Raw genomic sequence first — 16638 nt, 5'->3', positions numbered from 1 at the left:
CGAGCGGGGATTCCGACGACCGGGGAGGGAGCCAGCAACGCCTCAGGCGAGCGAGACCAGGTCGGCGTACTCCTCGGACCAGAGGTCCTCGTCGCCGTCGGGCAGCAGGAGCACCCGGTCGGGGTCCAGCGCCCGGACGGCGCCCTCGTCGTGGGTGACCAGGATGATCGCGCCGGTGTAGCTGCGGATCGCGTGCAGCACCTCCTCGCGCGAGGCAGGGTCGAGGTTGTTGGTGGGCTCGTCGAGGAGCAGCACGTTGGCGCTCGAGACCACGAGGATCGCGAGCGCGAGGCGGGTCTTCTCACCGCCGGACAGCACGCCGGCGGGCTTGTGCGCGTCGTCGCCGGAGAACAGGAACGACCCGAGCACCGAGCGGGCCTGGGTGTCGGTGAGCTCCGGGGCGGCACTGTGCATGTTCTCCAGCACGGTGCGGTTGACGTCGAGGGTCTCGTGCTCCTGCGCGTAGTAGCCCATCTTGAGCCCGTAGCCGGGCAGCACCTCACCCGTGTCGGGCTGGTCGACGCCCGCCAGGATCCGCAGCATCGTGGTCTTGCCGGCACCGTTGAGGCCGAGGATCACCACCCGGCTCCCCCGGTCGATCGCCAGGTCGACGGCGGTGAACACCTCGAGCGAGCCGTAGGACTTCGACAGGTCCGTGCCCATCAGCGGCGTCTTGCCGCACGGCGCGGGATCCGGGAAGGCGATGCGCGCCACCTTGTCGGCCTGCCGCTCGGTCTCGATGCCGGCCATCATCTTCTCGGCCCGCTTGAGCATCGACTGCGCGGCCTGCGCCTTGGTCGCCTTGGCCCGCATCTTGTTGGCCTGGTCGGTGAGCACCTTCGCCTTGTTCTCGGCGTTCTGGCGCTCGCGGCGGCGGCGCTTCTCGTCGTCCTCGCGCTGGGTGAGGTAGTTGTGCCAGCCCATGTTGTAGACGTCGATGACGGCGCGGTTGGCGTCGAGGTGGAAGACCTTGTTGACGGTCGCCTCGAGCAGCGCGTTGTCGTGGCTGATCACCACGAAGCCGCCGCGGTGGGCCTTGAGGAAGTCGCGCAGCCACACGATGGAGTCGGCGTCGAGGTGGTTGGTCGGCTCGTCGAGCAGCATGATCTCGGCGCCGGAGAACAGGATGCGCGCGAGCTCGACGCGACGGCGCTGGCCGCCCGACAGCGTGCCGATCGGCTGGGCGAGGATGCGCTCCTCGATGCCGAGGGCGGCGGCCATCTGGGCGGCCTCGGACTCGGCGGCGTACCCGCCACCGGCGTGCAGCTCGGCGTCGGCACGCGCCCACCGCCTCATGCCCCGCTCGTGGACCTTCGGGTCCTCGCTGGCCATCTCGACCTCGGCCTCGCGCAGGCGGCGTACGACCTCGTCGAGGCCGCGCGCCGACAGGATCCGGTCGCGCGCGATGACCTCGGGGTCGCCGACCCGCGGGTCCTGCGGGAGGTAGCCGATGTCGCCGCTGCGGAGGACCTGCCCGGACGCGGGCTGGCCCTCTCCGGCGAGGATGCGGGTGAGGGTCGTCTTGCCGGCACCGTTGCGCCCCACGAGGCCGACCTTGTCGCCTGCGGCGATGCGGAAGGTGACGTCGTCCATGAGGAGCCGCGCGCCGGCTCGGACCTCGAGCTTCTGGGCGGTGATCATCTCGGGCGACATCCTACGAAGGGGTGAGGGCCGGAGCCCCATCGACGCACGCACGCGCTAACCTGCGCTGAGGCTCCACCGGGACCCGACCCCCGTCCCCACCTGCGGAAAGGCAACGCGCATGCGCTTCAACCCGAAGGCCAGGCTCGACACCTCCCGCGTCGGTGACGGAGGCAGAGGCGGTGGCGGCGGCGGGCCGATGCGGCTCCCGATCCCGGGCGGCACCCGCGCCGGCGGCGGCATCGGCGGCATCATCATCATCATCCTGTTCGTCGTCCTCACCCAGTGCCTGGGCGGCGGCCTCGGGGGTGGCGGCGGGACCGGCACCGGCACCCAGTCGCAGGGCGGGACCGACACGAGCCGGATGGACGACTCCGAGCGCTACGACAACTGCAAGACCGGCGCGGACGCCAACAAGGACGAGGACTGCGCCCGGGTCGCGGTCGAGAACTCCCTCTACAACTTCTGGTCCACACAGTTCAGCAGCGGCTTCGAGCCGGCGACGATGATGACCTTCAGCGGCGGGGTCAACACCGGCTGCGGCCAGGCCAGCTCGCAGGTCGGGCCCTTCTACTGCCCGAGTGACCAGAAGATCTACCTCGACACCACGTTCTTCCAGGACGTCCTCGAGGGCCAGCTCGGCGGCCAGGGCGGCGACTTCGTCGAGCCCTACGTCATCGGCCACGAGTACGGCCACCACATCCAGAACCTGATGGGCACGATGGGCAAGGTCCGCACCCAGCAGGGCCCCGAGTCCGACGCCGTACGCCTCGAGCTGCAGGCCGACTGCTACGCCGGCCTCTGGACCAAGGCCGCCACCGGCACCACCGACGCGGAGGGGGTGGCGATCTTCGAGGAGCTCGACCAGGGCGACATCCAGGAGGCGCTCGACTCGGCCAAGGCCGTCGGCGACGACCGGATCCAGCAGAAGTCCGGCCAGGGGGTGGACCCCGAGGGCTGGACCCACGGCTCGTCGGAGCAGCGCATGCGCTGGTTCATGACCGGCTACGAGGACGGCACCGTCGAGAGCTGCGACACCTTCGCGGCCAACGAGCTCTGAGCGCCGGCCGGACCTGGGCCTCTCAGCCGAGCAGCGCCTCGATCTGACCGACCTGCCGCTGCATCGCGTAGATGTACGGCGCGACGCTGGGGTGGCGGAACTTGCCCGCCAGCGCACCGTCGCCGTCGGCGACGCGAGCGAGCGCCCAGTCGAGCCGGGTGAGCGCGGTGTAGACGGCCATCACCCGGGCTCCGGTCCGGACCTCGTCGGCCGAGGCCAGCCCCGGCGGGAGCGCGGCGGCGTACGCCTCCACGAGCGGGTCGACGTCCTCGCGGGTCGCCAGCGAGAGGTAGCCGAGGTCGGCGCCCACGGGGCCGTGGCCCAGGTGGGCCCAGTCGATGGCGACCGCCCCGTCCCCCGCCCGGCCGGGGATGTTCGCCGCTGACGGGTCACCGTGCTGGGCGACCTGCGGGAGGGCGTCGCAGCGGTCCAGCCACACCGTGCGGTGCGTCCAGAGGTGGTCGGCGACGTCCGCCATCGGCGTCCGGGCGAGGGTCTTCCACCCGCCACGGCGCTCGACCAGCCCCAGCCGGGTGCGGAGCTGGTCGCGGGCGAGCCACGGATGGCGGCCGAGGTCGACCGCGGCGAACCGGCCCAGGCACGCCGCGAGCCAGAGCCCGGGGGCGTCCTGGTGCTCGACGCGCTGGTGCACGAGGGTCACGCCCTCGTCGTCCTCGTCCACGCGGACGACGGGTGCCTCGCGCAGGCCCGGAGAGCTCGCCACGACGCCGCTGAGGGCGACGTCGGCGGCGCGCCGCCAGTAGTTCACGTCGGCGGGCGACAGCACCCCGGTCGCGTCGTGCGGGTCGGGGACCCGGAGCCGCTTGACCACGACCTCGCGCCCGGCGACGGTCGCCGACCACACGCCGACCGTGGCAGGCCCGGCGCCGGGCAGGGACTGCCACCCCGGCTCGGGCTGCCACGCGGACCCGCTCATGCGCGCGAACCTAGCGCACTCAGGCGTTGACCACGTCCACCTGGACCGCGACGGCGTCGGCGACGGCACGGTCCAGCACCGCGCGCCGCGGGTCGGGCACCGGCAGCCACGGCCCGACCACCTCGGCCCGGGCGAGCCGAGGATCGGCGAGCACCGCGTCGACGGCCGCCCGGTCCCCACCCGCGACGAGGACGGCGACGCCGCCGAGGATCCGCGCGGCGTGGTCGGCCGCCGCCTCGTAGGCCTGCCTGGCCTGGTTGTCACGCCGGCGGGCGAACCGCTGCTGGCTCTGCCCGCCCGCCTTGGTGCGTCCCTGGACGTGGCGCTGGCCGACCTTCGAGTCGACGACCGCGTCCGCGGCGAGCCGGGCGACGGCGAACCCGCCCTTGCGGACCAGCAGCACGCCCCACTCTCCCGGCGGCACCGCAGCCGCGGCGAAGGCACCCGCCTCCGGCGGTCCGGCGTACGACGCCCCGAACGGCAGCCGTGCGGAGAAGTGCGAGCCGTCGGGAGCCTGCCCGCGCAGGCCACCCGCGACGACGGCCAGGTCGACGCCGCCATGGCCCGTGGCGAAGTTGTCGACCCATCGCACCCAGCGCGCGGCAGGGACCAGGACGTCGGGCACCCGGCGACGCTACCGCGTCAGGCCTCGCGGCCCGTCTGGTCGCTCACCCGCGGGAAGGGCGTCAGCGAGAAGACCGCCTCGACGGGCACCCCGAAGAAGGCGGCGATCCGGAGCGCGAGGTCGAGGCTCGGGCTGTTCTCGCCGCGCTCGAGGTAGCCGACGGTCTGGTAGTGCACGCCGAGCGCATCGGCGAGCTCGCGCCGGGACACCCCCTGCTCCGCGCGCAGCAGCAGGATCCGGTTGTGGACGGTGTCGCTCACTTGACCCACTGCGTCGCCGCTTCGCGGGCCGCCGCGACCGTCGAGCCGGACTGCCGCCGCGCCATGCGGCGCAGGAGGGCCGGCGCCACGAGCGCGCCGACGACGGCCCACCCGCCCAGGACGGCGACCGTCTCCAGCGTGCGCCACGACCCGGCGATCTCGGCCGCGACGTAGCTGTCGGGCAGGAAGGCGGACCGCATCCCGAGGCCCAGCCAGTACATCGGGAACACCTGTGCCACCACCTGCACCCAGCCCCACAGCTCCTGCACGGGGTAGAAGATGCCGGAGATGCCCGCGAGCCCCATCACGGGGAGCATCCCCCACATCCCGACCTTCTGCACGCCCGGCACCAGCGCGCCGATCACCATCCCGATGGGCAGCAGCGCGAGCAGCCCCAGGACGGTCACCCACACCACGGTGAACCAGCCGCTGGGGTGCGCCATGAGGTCGTCGAAGAGCAGGAAGCTCGGCACCAGGACGGCCACCATCTGCGGGAAGAGGCTGGCGGAGTGGAACAGCAGCTGCCCGGAGAAGTAGCCGACGAGACCGTGCGGCACGGCCTTGGCGCGCAGGAGCGTGCCGTCCTCCTTCTCCATCGCCAGGCTGTAGGCCGGCCCGATGACCAGGCCGAAGGCGATGAGCCCCGCCATGATGCTCGGAAGGGCGACCGACGGGAGCAGCAGGCCCGTGCCGTCCACCGGGGTGTCGCGCCGGAGGTAGAGGTAGCCGACGGCCAGGAACGCGGTGAAGAGGTAGAACCACTGGTCCTGCGAGCTGCGCAGGCTGAGCACGAGCTCGGTCGCACCTCGACGCAGGCCCAGCCGTACGGCGTGCAGCACCGGCTGGCGGCCCCCGGGCGCGGCATCCATCAGACCGCCTCCCGGAAGACGCGGACGGCCTCGTCGGACCGGCCGGCCTCGTGCCGCTGGACCAGGTCGAGGTAGGCGTCCTCGAGCGTCGCGCGTCTGACCTCGAGGTCGACCACGGGCTCGCCGGGCTCGTCGAGGAGGCGGCGCACGAAGTCGGTGGCGTCGTCGGTCGAGTGCACGAAGCGCTCGCCGCCGCGCGACCACTTCACCTCCACGCCCAGTGCCGCACGGAGCGCGAGCCGCTCCGCGGTGTCGTCGGCGACGATGCGGCCGCCCGCGAGGATGAGGACCCGGTCGGCGAGCTTCTCGGCCTCGTCGAGGTCGTGCGTCGTCAGCAGGATCGTGGTGTGCTCGAGGTCGGCGAGGCGGTGGACGACCTGGTGGAACTCGCGACGGGCCTGCGGGTCGAACCCGGCCGTCGGTTCGTCGAGGAAGAGCAGCTCGGGCCGGCCGACGATGCCCATCGCCACGTCGAGGCGGCGACGCTGACCACCCGAGAACGTCGCGATCTTCTGGTCGGCGAGGTCGACCAGGCCGACGACCTCGAGCAGCTCGTCGGTCGGGACCGGGCGTGCCCGCCCAGGAGTGGAGTACGGCGCGTAGTAACCACCCACCTGGTCGAGGAGCGCGCGCGGCGTCCAGCGGGCGTGGTCGCGCCAGGACTGCAGGACGACACCCGTGCGGGCGCGCCAGGACTCGCTCGCCCGGCTGGGGTCCTCCCCCAGCACCGCGACCTCGCCCGACGACCGCGCGCGGAACCCCTCGAGGATCTCGATAGTCGTGGTCTTGCCGGCGCCGTTGGGGCCCAGCAGGCACACGACCTCACCCGCCCCCACCGAGAAGTCGACGCCCGTCAGCACGTCCTTGTCGCCGTAGCGCATGCGCAGGTCGCGGACCTCGATGACGGCTCCCGGGGACGTGCTCACGAGTCGGAATGTAGTCCTCGTGCTATCGCTGTAGCAAGAGTGCTACATGATCGGGAGCGCCGACGCCAGGGTCCCCTCCCTGCGCGCGAACGCCCCGGGGGTCATCCCGTGGGCGCGGCGGAAGGCCCGGTTGAAGGCGGCCTCCGACTGGTAGCCGACGCGCTCCGCGACCCGCGCGAGCGAGAGGTGCCGCTCGCGGACGAGTCGCGCGGCGAGGTCCATGCGCCAGGCGGTCACGTAGGCCATCGGCGGCTCGTCGAGCGTGTCGCGGAAGCGGTCGGCGAACGCCGACCGCGACATCCCGGCCTCGGCGGCGAGGGAGGCGAGGGTCCAGGGCGCTCCCGGCTCGGCGTGGAAGGCGGCGAGCGCGCGACCGATCTGCGGGTCGCGCAGCCCGGCGACCCACCCACGGTCCTGCGCCCCCGACTCCAGCCAGGCCCGCACGACCTGGACGACGAGGATGTCGGCGAGCCGGGCGGTCACCACGTCGCTGCCCGGGCGCGGATGGCGCGACTCTGCCCCGATGACGTCGAACGCCGCGCGCATCCAGGCCGCGTCCCCGCTGTCACCGGCAGTGAGCACGGGCGGGAGGCTGCGGAGCAGGCGCGCGACGCCGAGTCCGCTGAAGCTGACCGCTCCGCACACCAGCTCCGCCTCCGCTCCCGGGCCGGCGATGCTGATCCGCTCGTAGCGCTCGCCGAGCTCCACCCGGGGCAGGTCGAACAGCGGTGTCGCGGGACTGCCCGGCGCGTCGAGCACCGCGTGCCCCTGCCCGCGCGGGACCAGCGCCATGTCGCCCGCCACCATCGGCAGCGACTCGCCGTCGACCTCGAGGACCATCTCGCCGGCGGTGACGAGGTGGAACACCACCGTGCCCGGCAGCGGCGGGATCTCCATCCCCCACGGCGCGCGCAGCTCGGACACCGCGTAGAAGACGCCGCTCATCCCGAAGTCGGTGAGGGTCTCGGTCAGCACGTCGCGGTCCACCCTGCCAGTCTCGCGCGTCTCGGACGATCGAGCAAGACCTCCGGTCGTGGTGGCATTGATCGTCCAGAGCCGACGCCCGAGGCTGGGAGCAGCCCCGGAAGAGGTCCGGGACAGGATCGAAGGAGCAGGTCATGAGGGTTCTCGTCGTAGGAGCCAGCAGGGGCACGGGCGCGGAGCTCGTCGCCGAGCTCGTCGAGCGCGGCCACGTCGTGACGGCGTACTCCCGTCAGCCGGGCACGCACCCCGAGGGGGTGCGGACGGTGACCGGCGACGTGCTGGACGCCGACGCGCTGGGCAAGGCGATGGTCGGGCAGGACGCGGTCGCGGTGACCCTCGGCATCCCGGACAACCCGTTCCGGGTGCGGCTGACCGGCCGGGCCAGCTCACGCCTCGACGTGCGGTCGGCCGGGACCCGCGCGGTGCTGGACGCGATGCGCGAGCACGGCGTGCGCCGCCTGGTGGTGCAGTCGACGTACGGCATCGGGGCCACCTACCGGCACCTGCCGCTCGCGCTGAAGGCGTTCTTCTCGCTGGCCATCCGCCCGCAGGTCGACGACCACGAGCGCCAGGAGCAGATGGTGCGCGAGTCCGGGCTGGACTGGACGATCGTGCGGCCGACGGTGCTGCACGACGAGCCGACGGACCGGCCCGCCCACGTCAGCACGGGCGACCGACTCCCGACCATGAAGGTGTCGCGGCGCCAGGTCGCACGCGTGGAGGCCGACGCGCTCGAGGACGCCGCGCGCGCGTCGCAGGTGCTGAGCGTGACGGCGGCTGCCTGAGCGCGTCCGCGCCCGGTCGCCCGGGCGCGGTCGCGTCAGAGGAAGTCGAGCGGGTCGAACTCGTCGATCGGGATGATGCGGATGCGCGGCAGCGAGGAGTTGAAGGCGCCGATGTCGTACTCGAGGTCGATGATCCGCACCCCGGGCAGGCTGCGGAACTGGGAGTTCACGAACTCGCCGAAGCCCACGACCCCCACCTGGCGCGTCCCGTCGCACAGTCGGGTCACCTGCTCGACGAAGTCGCCGTCGTGGCTGACGAGCACGACGTCCGCCGGCCGCTCGACGAGCGCCTCGGCCGTGCGCTGGATGGCGATGTCGACGATCTTCCCCTCGCCGCTCAGCGGGATCGGCTTGAAGCCGATCGCGAGCAGCGCCTGCACGAAGCTGGTGGGGAGCTCGGTGCTCGCGGCCAGGAAGAACAGGCCAGTGACGTCCTGGTCGAACGCGCGCTCGGCCCACTCCAGCAGGCGGTCCCAGCGGGGACGCTCCTCAGGCCGTGGACGACGACCGAGGATCGAGGTCCCGAGCGTGGCGTCGATGTTCTCCCCGTCGACGAGGAGGTAGGTCATCCGTTCGGCCATGCGAGGACTCTCCCACACCGCCCGCCGGCGTCAGGCCTGGTAGACGACCTTGAACGCCTCCACGACCTGGTCCCCCTCGGCACGGACGTCCATGACCTCGACCAGCGCGCGCGGACGGCCCACCCCGTCGCAGAGGATCGAGAGCACGCCCGGCTCCGGGAGCTGGCCGGCGTAGTCGGACGACGCGGCCGTCGTCTGGCCACCCTCGCCGGCCAGCACCTCCGCCACGAAGCCGTCGGACTCCTCCGCGGAGTCGCCGTAGGCCCAGGCGGGCGGCGGGACCGACTCCAGTGTCGTCGGGCCGAAGTAGGTCGGAGCGGCGTTGAGCTTGGCGTGGAACCGGGCGAGGTCCCAGAAGACCCGGAGCTCCTCGTGGTCGAACTCGATCTCGGACAGGTCGACCTCGGGCTCGCTCATGCCGCGAGCCTAGTCGGCGGCGGGTTGCCTCAGGCCGCCTCGGCGACGTACGCCGCGAACGCCCGCGCGGACTCCATCGAGCCCGGCCGGGGAGCGGCCGCCGGGTCGAGGCCGAGGTCGCGGTCGGCCAGCACCTGCTGGAGCAGCGGGCGCCAGCCCGGGTCGGCGTGCATCATGGCCCACCGCAGCGCGTCGCGCTTGCTGGCCACCTCGCCGGTGCGCACCGTGTAGAGGCTCCGGCACGCCTGGACGACGAGGTAGCGCTGGCACCACGCCAGGGTGGGCGGGCACCAGGTGAGCACGTCCATGGTGAGCGTGGCCAGCGAGTCGCGTGCGTGGGAGCGGAGCACCTCGTCGGGCACCGGGTCCATCAGCTCGACCGGGCACGGGCCGACGAGGGTGATCCCGTGCTCGCGGAGGATCCAGCGGGTCCACGGCTGGTTGCAGTGCTCGGACCACGCCATTGAGTCGTGGCCGTGGTCGACGTAGAGCCACGGGCGCCCGAGCCCGTCCGTCGTACGCAGGTCGGCGAGCACGGCGTAGGAGCCCTCGAGGTGGCGGTTCCAGAAGCCGTCGCGGTGCGGCAGGTCGCGGTGCAGCGCGCGGAGGGCCGCCTCCTGACCGGGATCGGGACGGTCGTGGACGACGACGACGAAGTCGCAGTCGCTGTGGAGGTCACCCGCCCCGAGTGCGAACGACCCCTGGACGTAGGCGCCGACGAACGACTCACGCAGCGCGTCCTGGGCGCCGGTGACGAGGTCGTGCAGCACGCCGTTGAGCGCGGCGTAGCGCGTGGGGTGGGGGTTCAGCACGCATGGAGTGTGCGCCTCCGGACCGGGCGCCGCCACGGATTATCCGGGCGCGACGACGCTGGCCGGTCCGGCCCGGGCGGGGTTACGGTCGAGGCACCCCACCGACCCTCGTCCCCCCGCGGGAGCCACCATGCGCCGTCTGCTCGTCACCAGCACCGCCGTCGTCCTCGGGATGACCCTGCTGCCGCCAGGTGCGGCCGTCTCGGACGCCGGCACGCCCGGCACCCGGCCGTTCCCCGCCCGCATCGACCTGCCCGACGGGTTCCAGCCGGAGGGGATCGCGATCGGCGACGGTCCGACCGCGTGGCTCGGCTCCCTGGCCGACGGCGACGTCTACGAGGTGTCCCTGCGCACCGGGCGAGGGAAGGTCGTCAGCGAGGGCCCCGGGACGCCGTCGGTCGGCATGAAGGTCGACCGGCGCGGCCGCCTCTACATCGCGGGCGGGCCGGCGGGCACGGCCCGCGTGGTCGACACCGACGACGGCGAGGTGCTGGCCGACGTGACCCTCACGACCGGCGAGGCGTTCGTGAACGACGTCGTCCTCACCCGCCGCGCCGCGTGGTTCACCGACTCGTTACAGCCGCAGCTCTACCGGCTGACCGCGCTGCGTCGTGGCGCCACCCCGACCGCGACCACGCTCCCCCTCACCGGCGAGTGGCAGCAGCAGGAGGACGCGTTCAACGCCAACGGCATCGCGACCGCCCCCGGCGGTCGTGGCCTGCTGGTGGTCAACTCGAGCCTCGGGCTGCTCTACCGCGTCGACCCGGCGAGCGGCGTGGCGACGGAGGTCGACCTCGGCGGCACGTCGCTCACCATGGGCGACGGGATGCTCCGCGACGGCCGGATCCTGTACGTCGTCCGCAACCGGGCCAACGAGGTCGTGGTGCTGCGGCTCTCCCGCGACGGGCTGAGCGGACGCCTGGTCCGCACCATCACCACCGCCGACCTCGACCCGTCGACAGCCTTCGACGTGCCGACCACTCTGGCCCGCTTCGGCTCGTCGCTCTACCTGCCCAACGCGCGGTTCGGCACGACACCGACCCCGACGACCGACTACTGGGTGACCAAGGTGGTCGCGCGTCCGCGCACGCGCTGATCACACCGCGCGCGCCCGACCTCAGACGTTGAAGCCGAGGGCGCGCAGCTGCTCGCGGCCGTCGTCGGTGATCTTGTCCGGGCCCCACGGCGGCATCCAGACCCAGTTGATCGCGACGTCGGCGACCAGGCCCTCCAGGGCGGACTCGGTCTGGTCGGTGATCACGTCGGTGAGCGGGCACGCCGCGGAGGTGAGCGTCATGTCGAGCACCGCGTTGCTGTGCTCGTCGAGGTGCACGCCGTAGACCAGGCCGAGGTCGACCACGTTGATGCCCAGCTCGGGGTCGACGACGTCCTTCATCGCCTCGGTCACGTCGTCGACGGTGACGGTCGAGGTGCCTCCGCCGGTGGCCTCGGGGACCTCGGGCAGGTCGCTGTGGTCGGTCTGGTGGGTGGACTCGGTCATCGGGTCTCTCCTTCAGTCTGTGCCTGGGCGGTCGCGTCCTTCCACGCCATCCAGGAGAGCAGGGCGCACTTCACGCGCGCGGGGAACTTGGCGACACCGGCGAAGGCGATGCCGTCCTCGAGGACGTCCTCGTCGGGCTCGACCTGCCCCTTGCCCTGCATGAGCTCGAGGAAGGTCTGGTGGATCTCCATGGCCTCGTCGACCGGCTTGCCGATGACGAGGTCGGTCAGCACGGACGCGGACGCCTGGGAGATGGAGCACCCCACGGCGTCGTACGACACGTCCTCGACGACCCCGTCCGCGAGGTGGACCCGCAGGGTGACCTCGTCGCCGCAGGTCGGGTTGACGTGGTGCACCTCGGACTCGAAGGGGTCGCGCAGGCCCTGATGGTGCGGGTTCTTGTAGTGGTCCAGGATGATCTCCTGGTAGAGCGCGTCGAGGTCGGTGCTCATCAGTCCACCTTGAAGTAGCTGCGGGTGTGGTGGAGCGCCTCGACGAGCGAGTCGATCTCCGCCGGGGTCGTGTAGAGGTACGACGACATCCGCGTCGAGCTCTGCACCCCGAAGCGCGCGTGCGCCGGCTTGGCGCAGTGGTGCCCGGCGCGCACGGCGACGCCACGCGAGTCGAGGACCTGGGCGATGTCGTGCGGGTGCACGCCGGCGAGCTCGAAGGAGATCGCCCCGCCCCGCTGGGCCGCGTCGAGCGGGCCCAGCACGGTCAGGCCCGGGACGGACTGCAGCCCGTCGAGGGCGTACGCCGTGATCGCCTGCTCGTGCGCGTGGATCGCGTCCAGGCCGATGTGGCCGAGGTAGTCGACCGCAGCGCCGAGGCCCACGGCCTCGACGATCGGCGGGGTGCCGGCCTCGAAGCGGTGGGGCGCGCGGGCGTACGTCGAGCGCGCCATCGTCACGGTCTCGATCATCTCGCCACCGCCGTGGAAGGGCGGGAGCTCGTTGAGCAGCGCCTCGCGCCCCCACAGCACGCCGATGCCGGTCGGGCCGGTCACCTTGTGGCCCGTGAACACCAGGAAGTCGCAGCCGACGGCCTGGACGTCGACGGGCAGCTGGGGGGCCGCCTGGGAGGCGTCGATCACCGACAGCGCCCCGACGGCTGCCGCGCGCGCGACGAGGTCGGCCACCGGGTTGATCGTGCCGAGCATGTTGGACACCCACGCGAAGGCGACCACCTTGGTGCGCTCGTCGACCAGATGGTCGGCGTTCGAGAGGTCGAGGTGGCCGTCGTCGGTCAGCCCGAACCAGCGCAGCTCCGCACCCGCCCGCTCGCAGGCCAGCTGCCACGACACGATGTTGGAGTGGTGCTCCATCTCGGTGATGACGACGTTGTCGCCCGGCCCGAGGTCGATCGTGCGGGCCAGCAGGTTGAGCGCCTCGGTGGCGTTCTTGGTGAAGATCACCTCGTTGCGCGACGGGGCGTTGAGGAACGCGGCGACCTTGTCGCGCGCGGCCTCGTAGGCCTCGGTCGCCTCGGCGCCGAGCTGGTGCATCGCCCGGGCGATGTTGGCGTTGTGGCGCTCGAGGTGGTCGACCATCGTGTCGATGACGACCTGCGGCTTCTGCGAGGTGTTGGCGCTGTCGAGGTAGACCAGCGGCTGCCCGCCCGCGAGCGTGCGCTCGAGGATCGGGAAGTCCTTGCGGATCACGTCGAGATCCGGGAGCAGTCCCTCCATCAGTCTTCCTTCCGTGTCAGCCGGCGGTTGAGGTGCGAGCGCAGCGAGCCTCGAGACCTCAGGCGTTGGCCTTGAGGTACTTGTCGTAGCCCTCGGCCTCGAGCTGGTCGGCGAGCTCCTTGCCGCCGGACTCGGCGACCTTGCCGTCGACGAAGACGTGGACGTAGTCGGGCTCGATGTAGCGCAGGATGCGGGTGTAGTGCGTGATCAGCAGGACGCCCTTGCCCTCGCGCTCACGGAAGCGGTTGACGCCCTCGGAGACGATCTTCAGCGCGTCGATGTCGAGGCCGGAGTCGGTCTCGTCGAGCACCGCGACCTTGGGGTCGAGCAGCTCGAGCTGGGCGATCTCGTGGCGCTTCTTCTCGCCGCCGGAGAAGCCCTCGTTGACCGAACGCTGGCCGAACGACGAGTCGAGGTTGAGCCGCTCGAGCGCGCCGTTGACGTCCTTGACCCACGTGCGCAGCTTGGGGGCCTCGCCGTCGATGGCGGTCTTGGCCGTCCGGAGGAAGTTGGACACCGAGACGCCGGGGACCTCGACGGGGTACTGCATCGCGAGGAACAGGCCCGCGCGGGCGCGCTCGTCGACCGACAGCGCCAGGACGTCCTGGCCGTCGAGGGTCACCGATCCGCTGGTGATCGTGTACTTCGGGTGACCGGCGATCGAGTAGGCCAGCGTGGACTTGCCCGAGCCGTTGGGACCCATGATCGCGTGGGTCTCGCCCTCCTTGATGGTCAAGGTGACGCCCTTGAGGATCTCCTTGGGGCCGTCCTCGGTCTCGACGGTGACGTGCAGGTCGGTGATGACGAGCTTGCTCATGCGGGGGTGACTCCGTTCAGGGTGGTCTCGGTGTCGACGTACACGTCGGTGCCGCGTACGTCGACGGGGAAGGTGGCGACCGGCTCGGTCGCCGGGAGGTTGGTGGGCTTGCCGGTGCGCAGGTCGAACATCGACCCGTGCAGCCAGCACTCGATCTGGCAGTCGACGACCTCGCCCTCGCTCAGCGCGACCTCGGCGTGGCTGCAGACGTTCTCGACCGCGAAGACCTCGTCGCCGTCGCGGGCGACCGCGATGTCGTACCGGCCGAGGGTGACGGCGAGGGCCTGGTCGGTCGGGACCTCGTCGAGCGAGCAGGCGCGTTCGTAGGCCATCAGGACCCCGTCTCGAAGACGGTGTCCTTGAGGACGTTCTTGGCGAGCTCGGCCTCGACCGTGGTCAGCAGGCGGTCCTCGATGGACGGCACGCCGACCTGGCGGATCAGGTCGTTGAAGAAGCCGTGGACGACCAGGCGCTGCGCCTCCTTCTCCGAGACGCCGCGCGACTGGAGGTAGAAGAGCTGGTTGTCGTCGAAGCGCGCGGTCGCGGAGGCGTGGCCGGCGCCCTCGATCTCGCCGGTCTCGATCTCGAGGTTGGGGATGGAGTCGGCCTGGCACCCGTCGGTGAGGACCAGGTTGCGGTTCTCCTCGTAGGTCTCGATGCCCTCGGCGACCTTGCGGATCAGCACGTTGCCGACCCAGACCGTGTGCGCCTTCTCGCCCTGGAGCGCGCCCTTGTAGACGGCGTGGGACTTCGTGCGCGGGGCGTTGTGGTCGGCGAAGATCCGGTGCTCGATGTGCTGGCCGGCGTCGGCGAAGTAGAGGCCGAGGAGCTCCGCGGAGCCGCCCGGGCCGTCGTAGGTGACGTTGGCGTCCATCCGGACGACGTCGCCGCCGAAGGAGATCGCGGCGTGCTTGTAGGTCGCGTCGCGACCGACCCGCGCCTGGTGGTGGGCGAGGTGCACGGCGTCGTCGGCCCAGTCCTGGATCGACACGACGGTCACCTCGGCGCCGTCGCCCACGACGATCTCGACCACGGCCGCGACCGAGGACGAGCCGGTGTGGTTGAGCACGACCACGGCCTTGCTGTGGCGTCCGAAGCGCATCGCGACGTGGCCGGCCTCGGTCACCGAGACGTCCTCGCCGTGGAGGTCGACCACGACGGGCTCGGGCACCTCGGTGTCGGCCGGGACGTCGATGAGCAGGCTCGCCGGGACCTCGGCGAGGACCCGGGCCGCGAAGCGCGTGTTGGGCGCCCAGCCCGAGATGCCGCGCAGCTCGCGGGCCTCCTCGCCGGACACGCCCTCGATGCGCACGCCCTCGGGGGTGTTCCACGTGCACGACGTGGCCGAGCGCATGAACTCGGCCTCGCCGTGCAGGCCGCGGAGCCGCTTCAGCGGCGTGAAGCGCCAGATCTCCTCGCGCCCCGTGGGGACGGGGTGGTCGGCGACGTCGAACGAGCCGGGCGGGTTGAGGTGGCTCTCGATCTTGTCCTGCTCCAGCGCGGAGCGGACGGAATCCGTGGTGGCGGTCAAGGTTTCTCTTTCTCGGTACTCGGAGGAGCTTCGTACTGTCTTCCGGGCCGCTCGACGCCGCCGCTCCGCGGCGGCGTCGTACGGCCCGGATCAGTCAGCCGACCGCGCCCTCCATCTGCAGCTCGATCAGGCGGTTGAGCTCGAGGGCGTACTCCATCGGCAGCTCCTTGGCGATCGGCTCGACGAAGCCGCGCACGATCATCGCCATCGCCTCGTCCTCCTCCATGCCGCGCGACATGAGGTAGAAGAGCTGGTCGTCGGAGACCTTCGAGACGCTCGCCTCGTGGCCCATCGACACGTCGTCCTCGCGGATGTCGACGTAGGGGTAGGTGTCGCTGCGGCTGACCTGGTCGACCAGCAGCGCGTCGCACAGCACGTTGGACTTCGAGCCGTGCGCGCCCTCGTTGACCTGGATCAGGCCGCGGTACGACGTCCGTCCGCCGCCGCGGGCCACCGACTTGCTCAGGATCGAGCTCGAGGTGTGCGGGGCGGCGTGCACCATCTTGGCGCCCGCGTCCTGGTGCTGGCCCTCGCCGGCGAAGGCGATCGACAGCGTCTCGCCCTTGGCGTGCTCGCCCATGAGGTAGATGGCGGGGTACTTCATCGTCACCTTGGAGCCGATGTTGCCGTCGACCCACTCCATCGTCGCGCCGGCCTCGCAGGTGGCGCGCTTGGTGACGAGGTTGTAGACGTTGTTCGACCAGTTCTGGATGGTCGTGTAGCGGCAGCGGCCGCCCTTCTTGACGATGATCTCCACGACGGCCGAGTGCAGGGAGTCGGAGGAGTAGATCGGCGCGGTGCAGCCCTCGACGTAGTGCACGTAGGCGTCCTCGTCGACGATGATCAGCGTCCGCTCGAACTGGCCCATGTTCTCGGTGTTGATCCGGAAGTAGGCCTGCAGCGGGATGTCGACGTGGACACCCTTCGGCACGTAGATGAACGACCCGCCCGACCACACCGAGGTGTTGAGCGCGGCGAACTTGTTGTCGCCGACCGGGATGACGGTGCCGAAGTACTCCTTGAAGAGCTCCTCGTGCTCCTTCAGCGCGGTGTCGGTGTCGACGAAGACGACGCCCTTCTCCTCGAGGTCCTCGCGGATCGAGTGGTAGACGACCTCCGACTCGTACTGGGCGGCCACGCCGGCGACGAGGCGCTGCTTCTCCGCCTCGGGGATGCCCAGCTTGTCGTAGGTGTTCTTGATGTCC

Annotated in this window: 20 protein-coding genes; 3 read left to right on the top strand and 17 right to left on the bottom strand. The window is 71.6% G+C overall.

The window, feature by feature from the left end; genetic code table 11:
* Positions 1-42: 42 nt before the first annotated feature.
* Positions 43-1641 (bottom strand): ABC-F family ATP-binding cassette domain-containing protein, encoded by a 1599-nt coding sequence (locus Q9S36_RS47965; protein WP_311291813.1) that lies wholly within the window; start codon positions 1639-1641, stop codon positions 43-45.
* A gap of 121 nt (positions 1642-1762) precedes the next feature.
* Between Q9S36_RS47965 and Q9S36_RS47960 the strand changes: the two genes are divergently transcribed.
* On the top strand, positions 1763-2701 hold the full coding sequence (locus Q9S36_RS47960; RefSeq protein WP_311291812.1) for a neutral zinc metallopeptidase: 939 nt from the start codon (positions 1763-1765) through the stop codon (positions 2699-2701).
* A 22-nt stretch (positions 2702-2723) separates the two neighbouring features.
* On the opposite strand, the gene Q9S36_RS47955 is transcribed toward Q9S36_RS47960, so the two are convergent.
* The 6 genes from Q9S36_RS47955 to Q9S36_RS47930 are packed head-to-tail and all read right to left on the bottom strand — an operon-like array spanning position 2724 to position 7305.
* The gene (locus Q9S36_RS47955; RefSeq protein WP_311291811.1) at positions 2724-3638 is read right to left on the bottom strand and encodes a phosphotransferase; all 915 of its coding nucleotides are present in this window, start codon (positions 3636-3638) and stop codon (positions 2724-2726) included.
* Positions 3639-3657: 19 nt separating this feature from the next.
* Positions 3658-4263, bottom strand: coding sequence for an acVLRF1 family peptidyl-tRNA hydrolase (locus Q9S36_RS47950; protein ID WP_311291810.1), 606 nt, complete (start codon positions 4261-4263; stop codon positions 3658-3660).
* Positions 4264-4280: 17 nt separating this feature from the next.
* On the bottom strand, positions 4281-4523 hold the full coding sequence (locus Q9S36_RS47945) for a helix-turn-helix transcriptional regulator (RefSeq protein WP_311291809.1): 243 nt from the start codon (positions 4521-4523) through the stop codon (positions 4281-4283).
* Positions 4520-5392, bottom strand: coding sequence for an ABC transporter permease (locus tag Q9S36_RS47940; RefSeq protein WP_311291808.1), 873 nt, complete (start codon positions 5390-5392; stop codon positions 4520-4522). Before Q9S36_RS47940 ends, Q9S36_RS47945 begins: the two co-directional genes overlap by 4 nt.
* Positions 5392-6318, bottom strand: coding sequence for an ABC transporter ATP-binding protein (locus tag Q9S36_RS47935; protein WP_311291807.1), 927 nt, complete (start codon positions 6316-6318; stop codon positions 5392-5394). The genes Q9S36_RS47940 and Q9S36_RS47935 overlap by 1 nt, the downstream gene beginning before the upstream one ends.
* A gap of 42 nt (positions 6319-6360) precedes the next feature.
* Entirely contained in the window at positions 6361-7305 is a 945-nt protein-coding gene (locus tag Q9S36_RS47930; protein WP_311291806.1) for an AraC family transcriptional regulator, read from the bottom strand.
* 131 nt (positions 7306-7436) lie between these two features.
* Here Q9S36_RS47930 and Q9S36_RS47925 point away from each other — a divergent pair, with 131 nt between their 5' ends.
* Positions 7437-8087 carry an NAD(P)-binding oxidoreductase gene (locus Q9S36_RS47925; RefSeq protein WP_311291805.1) on the top strand — a complete coding sequence of 217 codons (651 nt, stop codon included), beginning with the start codon at positions 7437-7439 and terminating at the stop codon, positions 8085-8087.
* Between the two features lie 35 nt (positions 8088-8122).
* Here the strand turns inward: Q9S36_RS47925 and Q9S36_RS47920 are convergent, their stop codons facing one another.
* The 3 genes from Q9S36_RS47920 to Q9S36_RS47910 are packed head-to-tail and all read right to left on the bottom strand — an operon-like array spanning position 8123 to position 9897.
* Entirely contained in the window at positions 8123-8668 is a 546-nt protein-coding gene (locus Q9S36_RS47920) for an NYN domain-containing protein (protein WP_311291804.1), read from the bottom strand.
* 30 nt (positions 8669-8698) lie between these two features.
* On the bottom strand, positions 8699-9085 hold the full coding sequence (locus tag Q9S36_RS47915; protein WP_311291803.1) for a hypothetical protein: 387 nt from the start codon (positions 9083-9085) through the stop codon (positions 8699-8701).
* Between the two features lie 29 nt (positions 9086-9114).
* Positions 9115-9897, bottom strand: coding sequence for an aminoglycoside adenylyltransferase domain-containing protein (locus Q9S36_RS47910; RefSeq protein ID WP_311291802.1), 783 nt, complete (start codon positions 9895-9897; stop codon positions 9115-9117).
* 130 nt (positions 9898-10027) lie between these two features.
* Between Q9S36_RS47910 and Q9S36_RS47905 the strand changes: the two genes are divergently transcribed.
* Positions 10028-10993 carry a hypothetical protein gene (locus tag Q9S36_RS47905; RefSeq protein ID WP_311291801.1) on the top strand — a complete coding sequence of 322 codons (966 nt, stop codon included), beginning with the start codon at positions 10028-10030 and terminating at the stop codon, positions 10991-10993.
* A gap of 21 nt (positions 10994-11014) precedes the next feature.
* On the opposite strand, the gene Q9S36_RS47900 is transcribed toward Q9S36_RS47905, so the two are convergent.
* The 7 genes from Q9S36_RS47900 to sufB all read right to left on the bottom strand — a co-directional run.
* The gene (locus Q9S36_RS47900; RefSeq protein ID WP_311291800.1) at positions 11015-11398 is read right to left on the bottom strand and encodes a metal-sulfur cluster assembly factor; all 384 of its coding nucleotides are present in this window, start codon (positions 11396-11398) and stop codon (positions 11015-11017) included.
* Entirely contained in the window at positions 11395-11850 is a 456-nt protein-coding gene (sufU, locus tag Q9S36_RS47895; protein ID WP_311291799.1) for a Fe-S cluster assembly sulfur transfer protein SufU, read from the bottom strand. The genes Q9S36_RS47900 and sufU overlap by 4 nt, the downstream gene beginning before the upstream one ends.
* Entirely contained in the window at positions 11850-13085 is a 1236-nt protein-coding gene (locus tag Q9S36_RS47890) for a SufS family cysteine desulfurase (RefSeq protein WP_311291798.1), read from the bottom strand. Before Q9S36_RS47890 ends, sufU begins: the two co-directional genes overlap by 1 nt.
* 58 nt (positions 13086-13143) lie before the next feature.
* Complete coding sequence (sufC, locus tag Q9S36_RS47885) at positions 13144-13902, bottom strand: Fe-S cluster assembly ATPase SufC (RefSeq protein ID WP_311291797.1); 759 nt, start codon at positions 13900-13902, stop codon at positions 13144-13146.
* On the bottom strand, positions 13899-14234 hold the full coding sequence (locus Q9S36_RS47880; protein ID WP_311291796.1) for a non-heme iron oxygenase ferredoxin subunit: 336 nt from the start codon (positions 14232-14234) through the stop codon (positions 13899-13901). Before Q9S36_RS47880 ends, sufC begins: the two co-directional genes overlap by 4 nt.
* Positions 14234-15433 carry a Fe-S cluster assembly protein SufD gene (sufD, locus tag Q9S36_RS47875; RefSeq protein WP_311291795.1) on the bottom strand — a complete coding sequence of 400 codons (1200 nt, stop codon included), beginning with the start codon at positions 15431-15433 and terminating at the stop codon, positions 14234-14236. The genes Q9S36_RS47880 and sufD overlap by 1 nt, the downstream gene beginning before the upstream one ends.
* A gap of 94 nt (positions 15434-15527) precedes the next feature.
* On the bottom strand, positions 15528-16638 hold a 1111-nt coding region (gene sufB / locus Q9S36_RS47870), incomplete at its 5' end, for a Fe-S cluster assembly protein SufB (RefSeq protein ID WP_311291794.1).

The sequence above is a fragment of the Microbacterium sp. ARD31 genome (assembly GCF_031844425.1).
The sequence above is the reverse complement of the archived record's forward strand: the minus strand, read 5'-3'. Positions and strand labels throughout refer to the sequence as shown.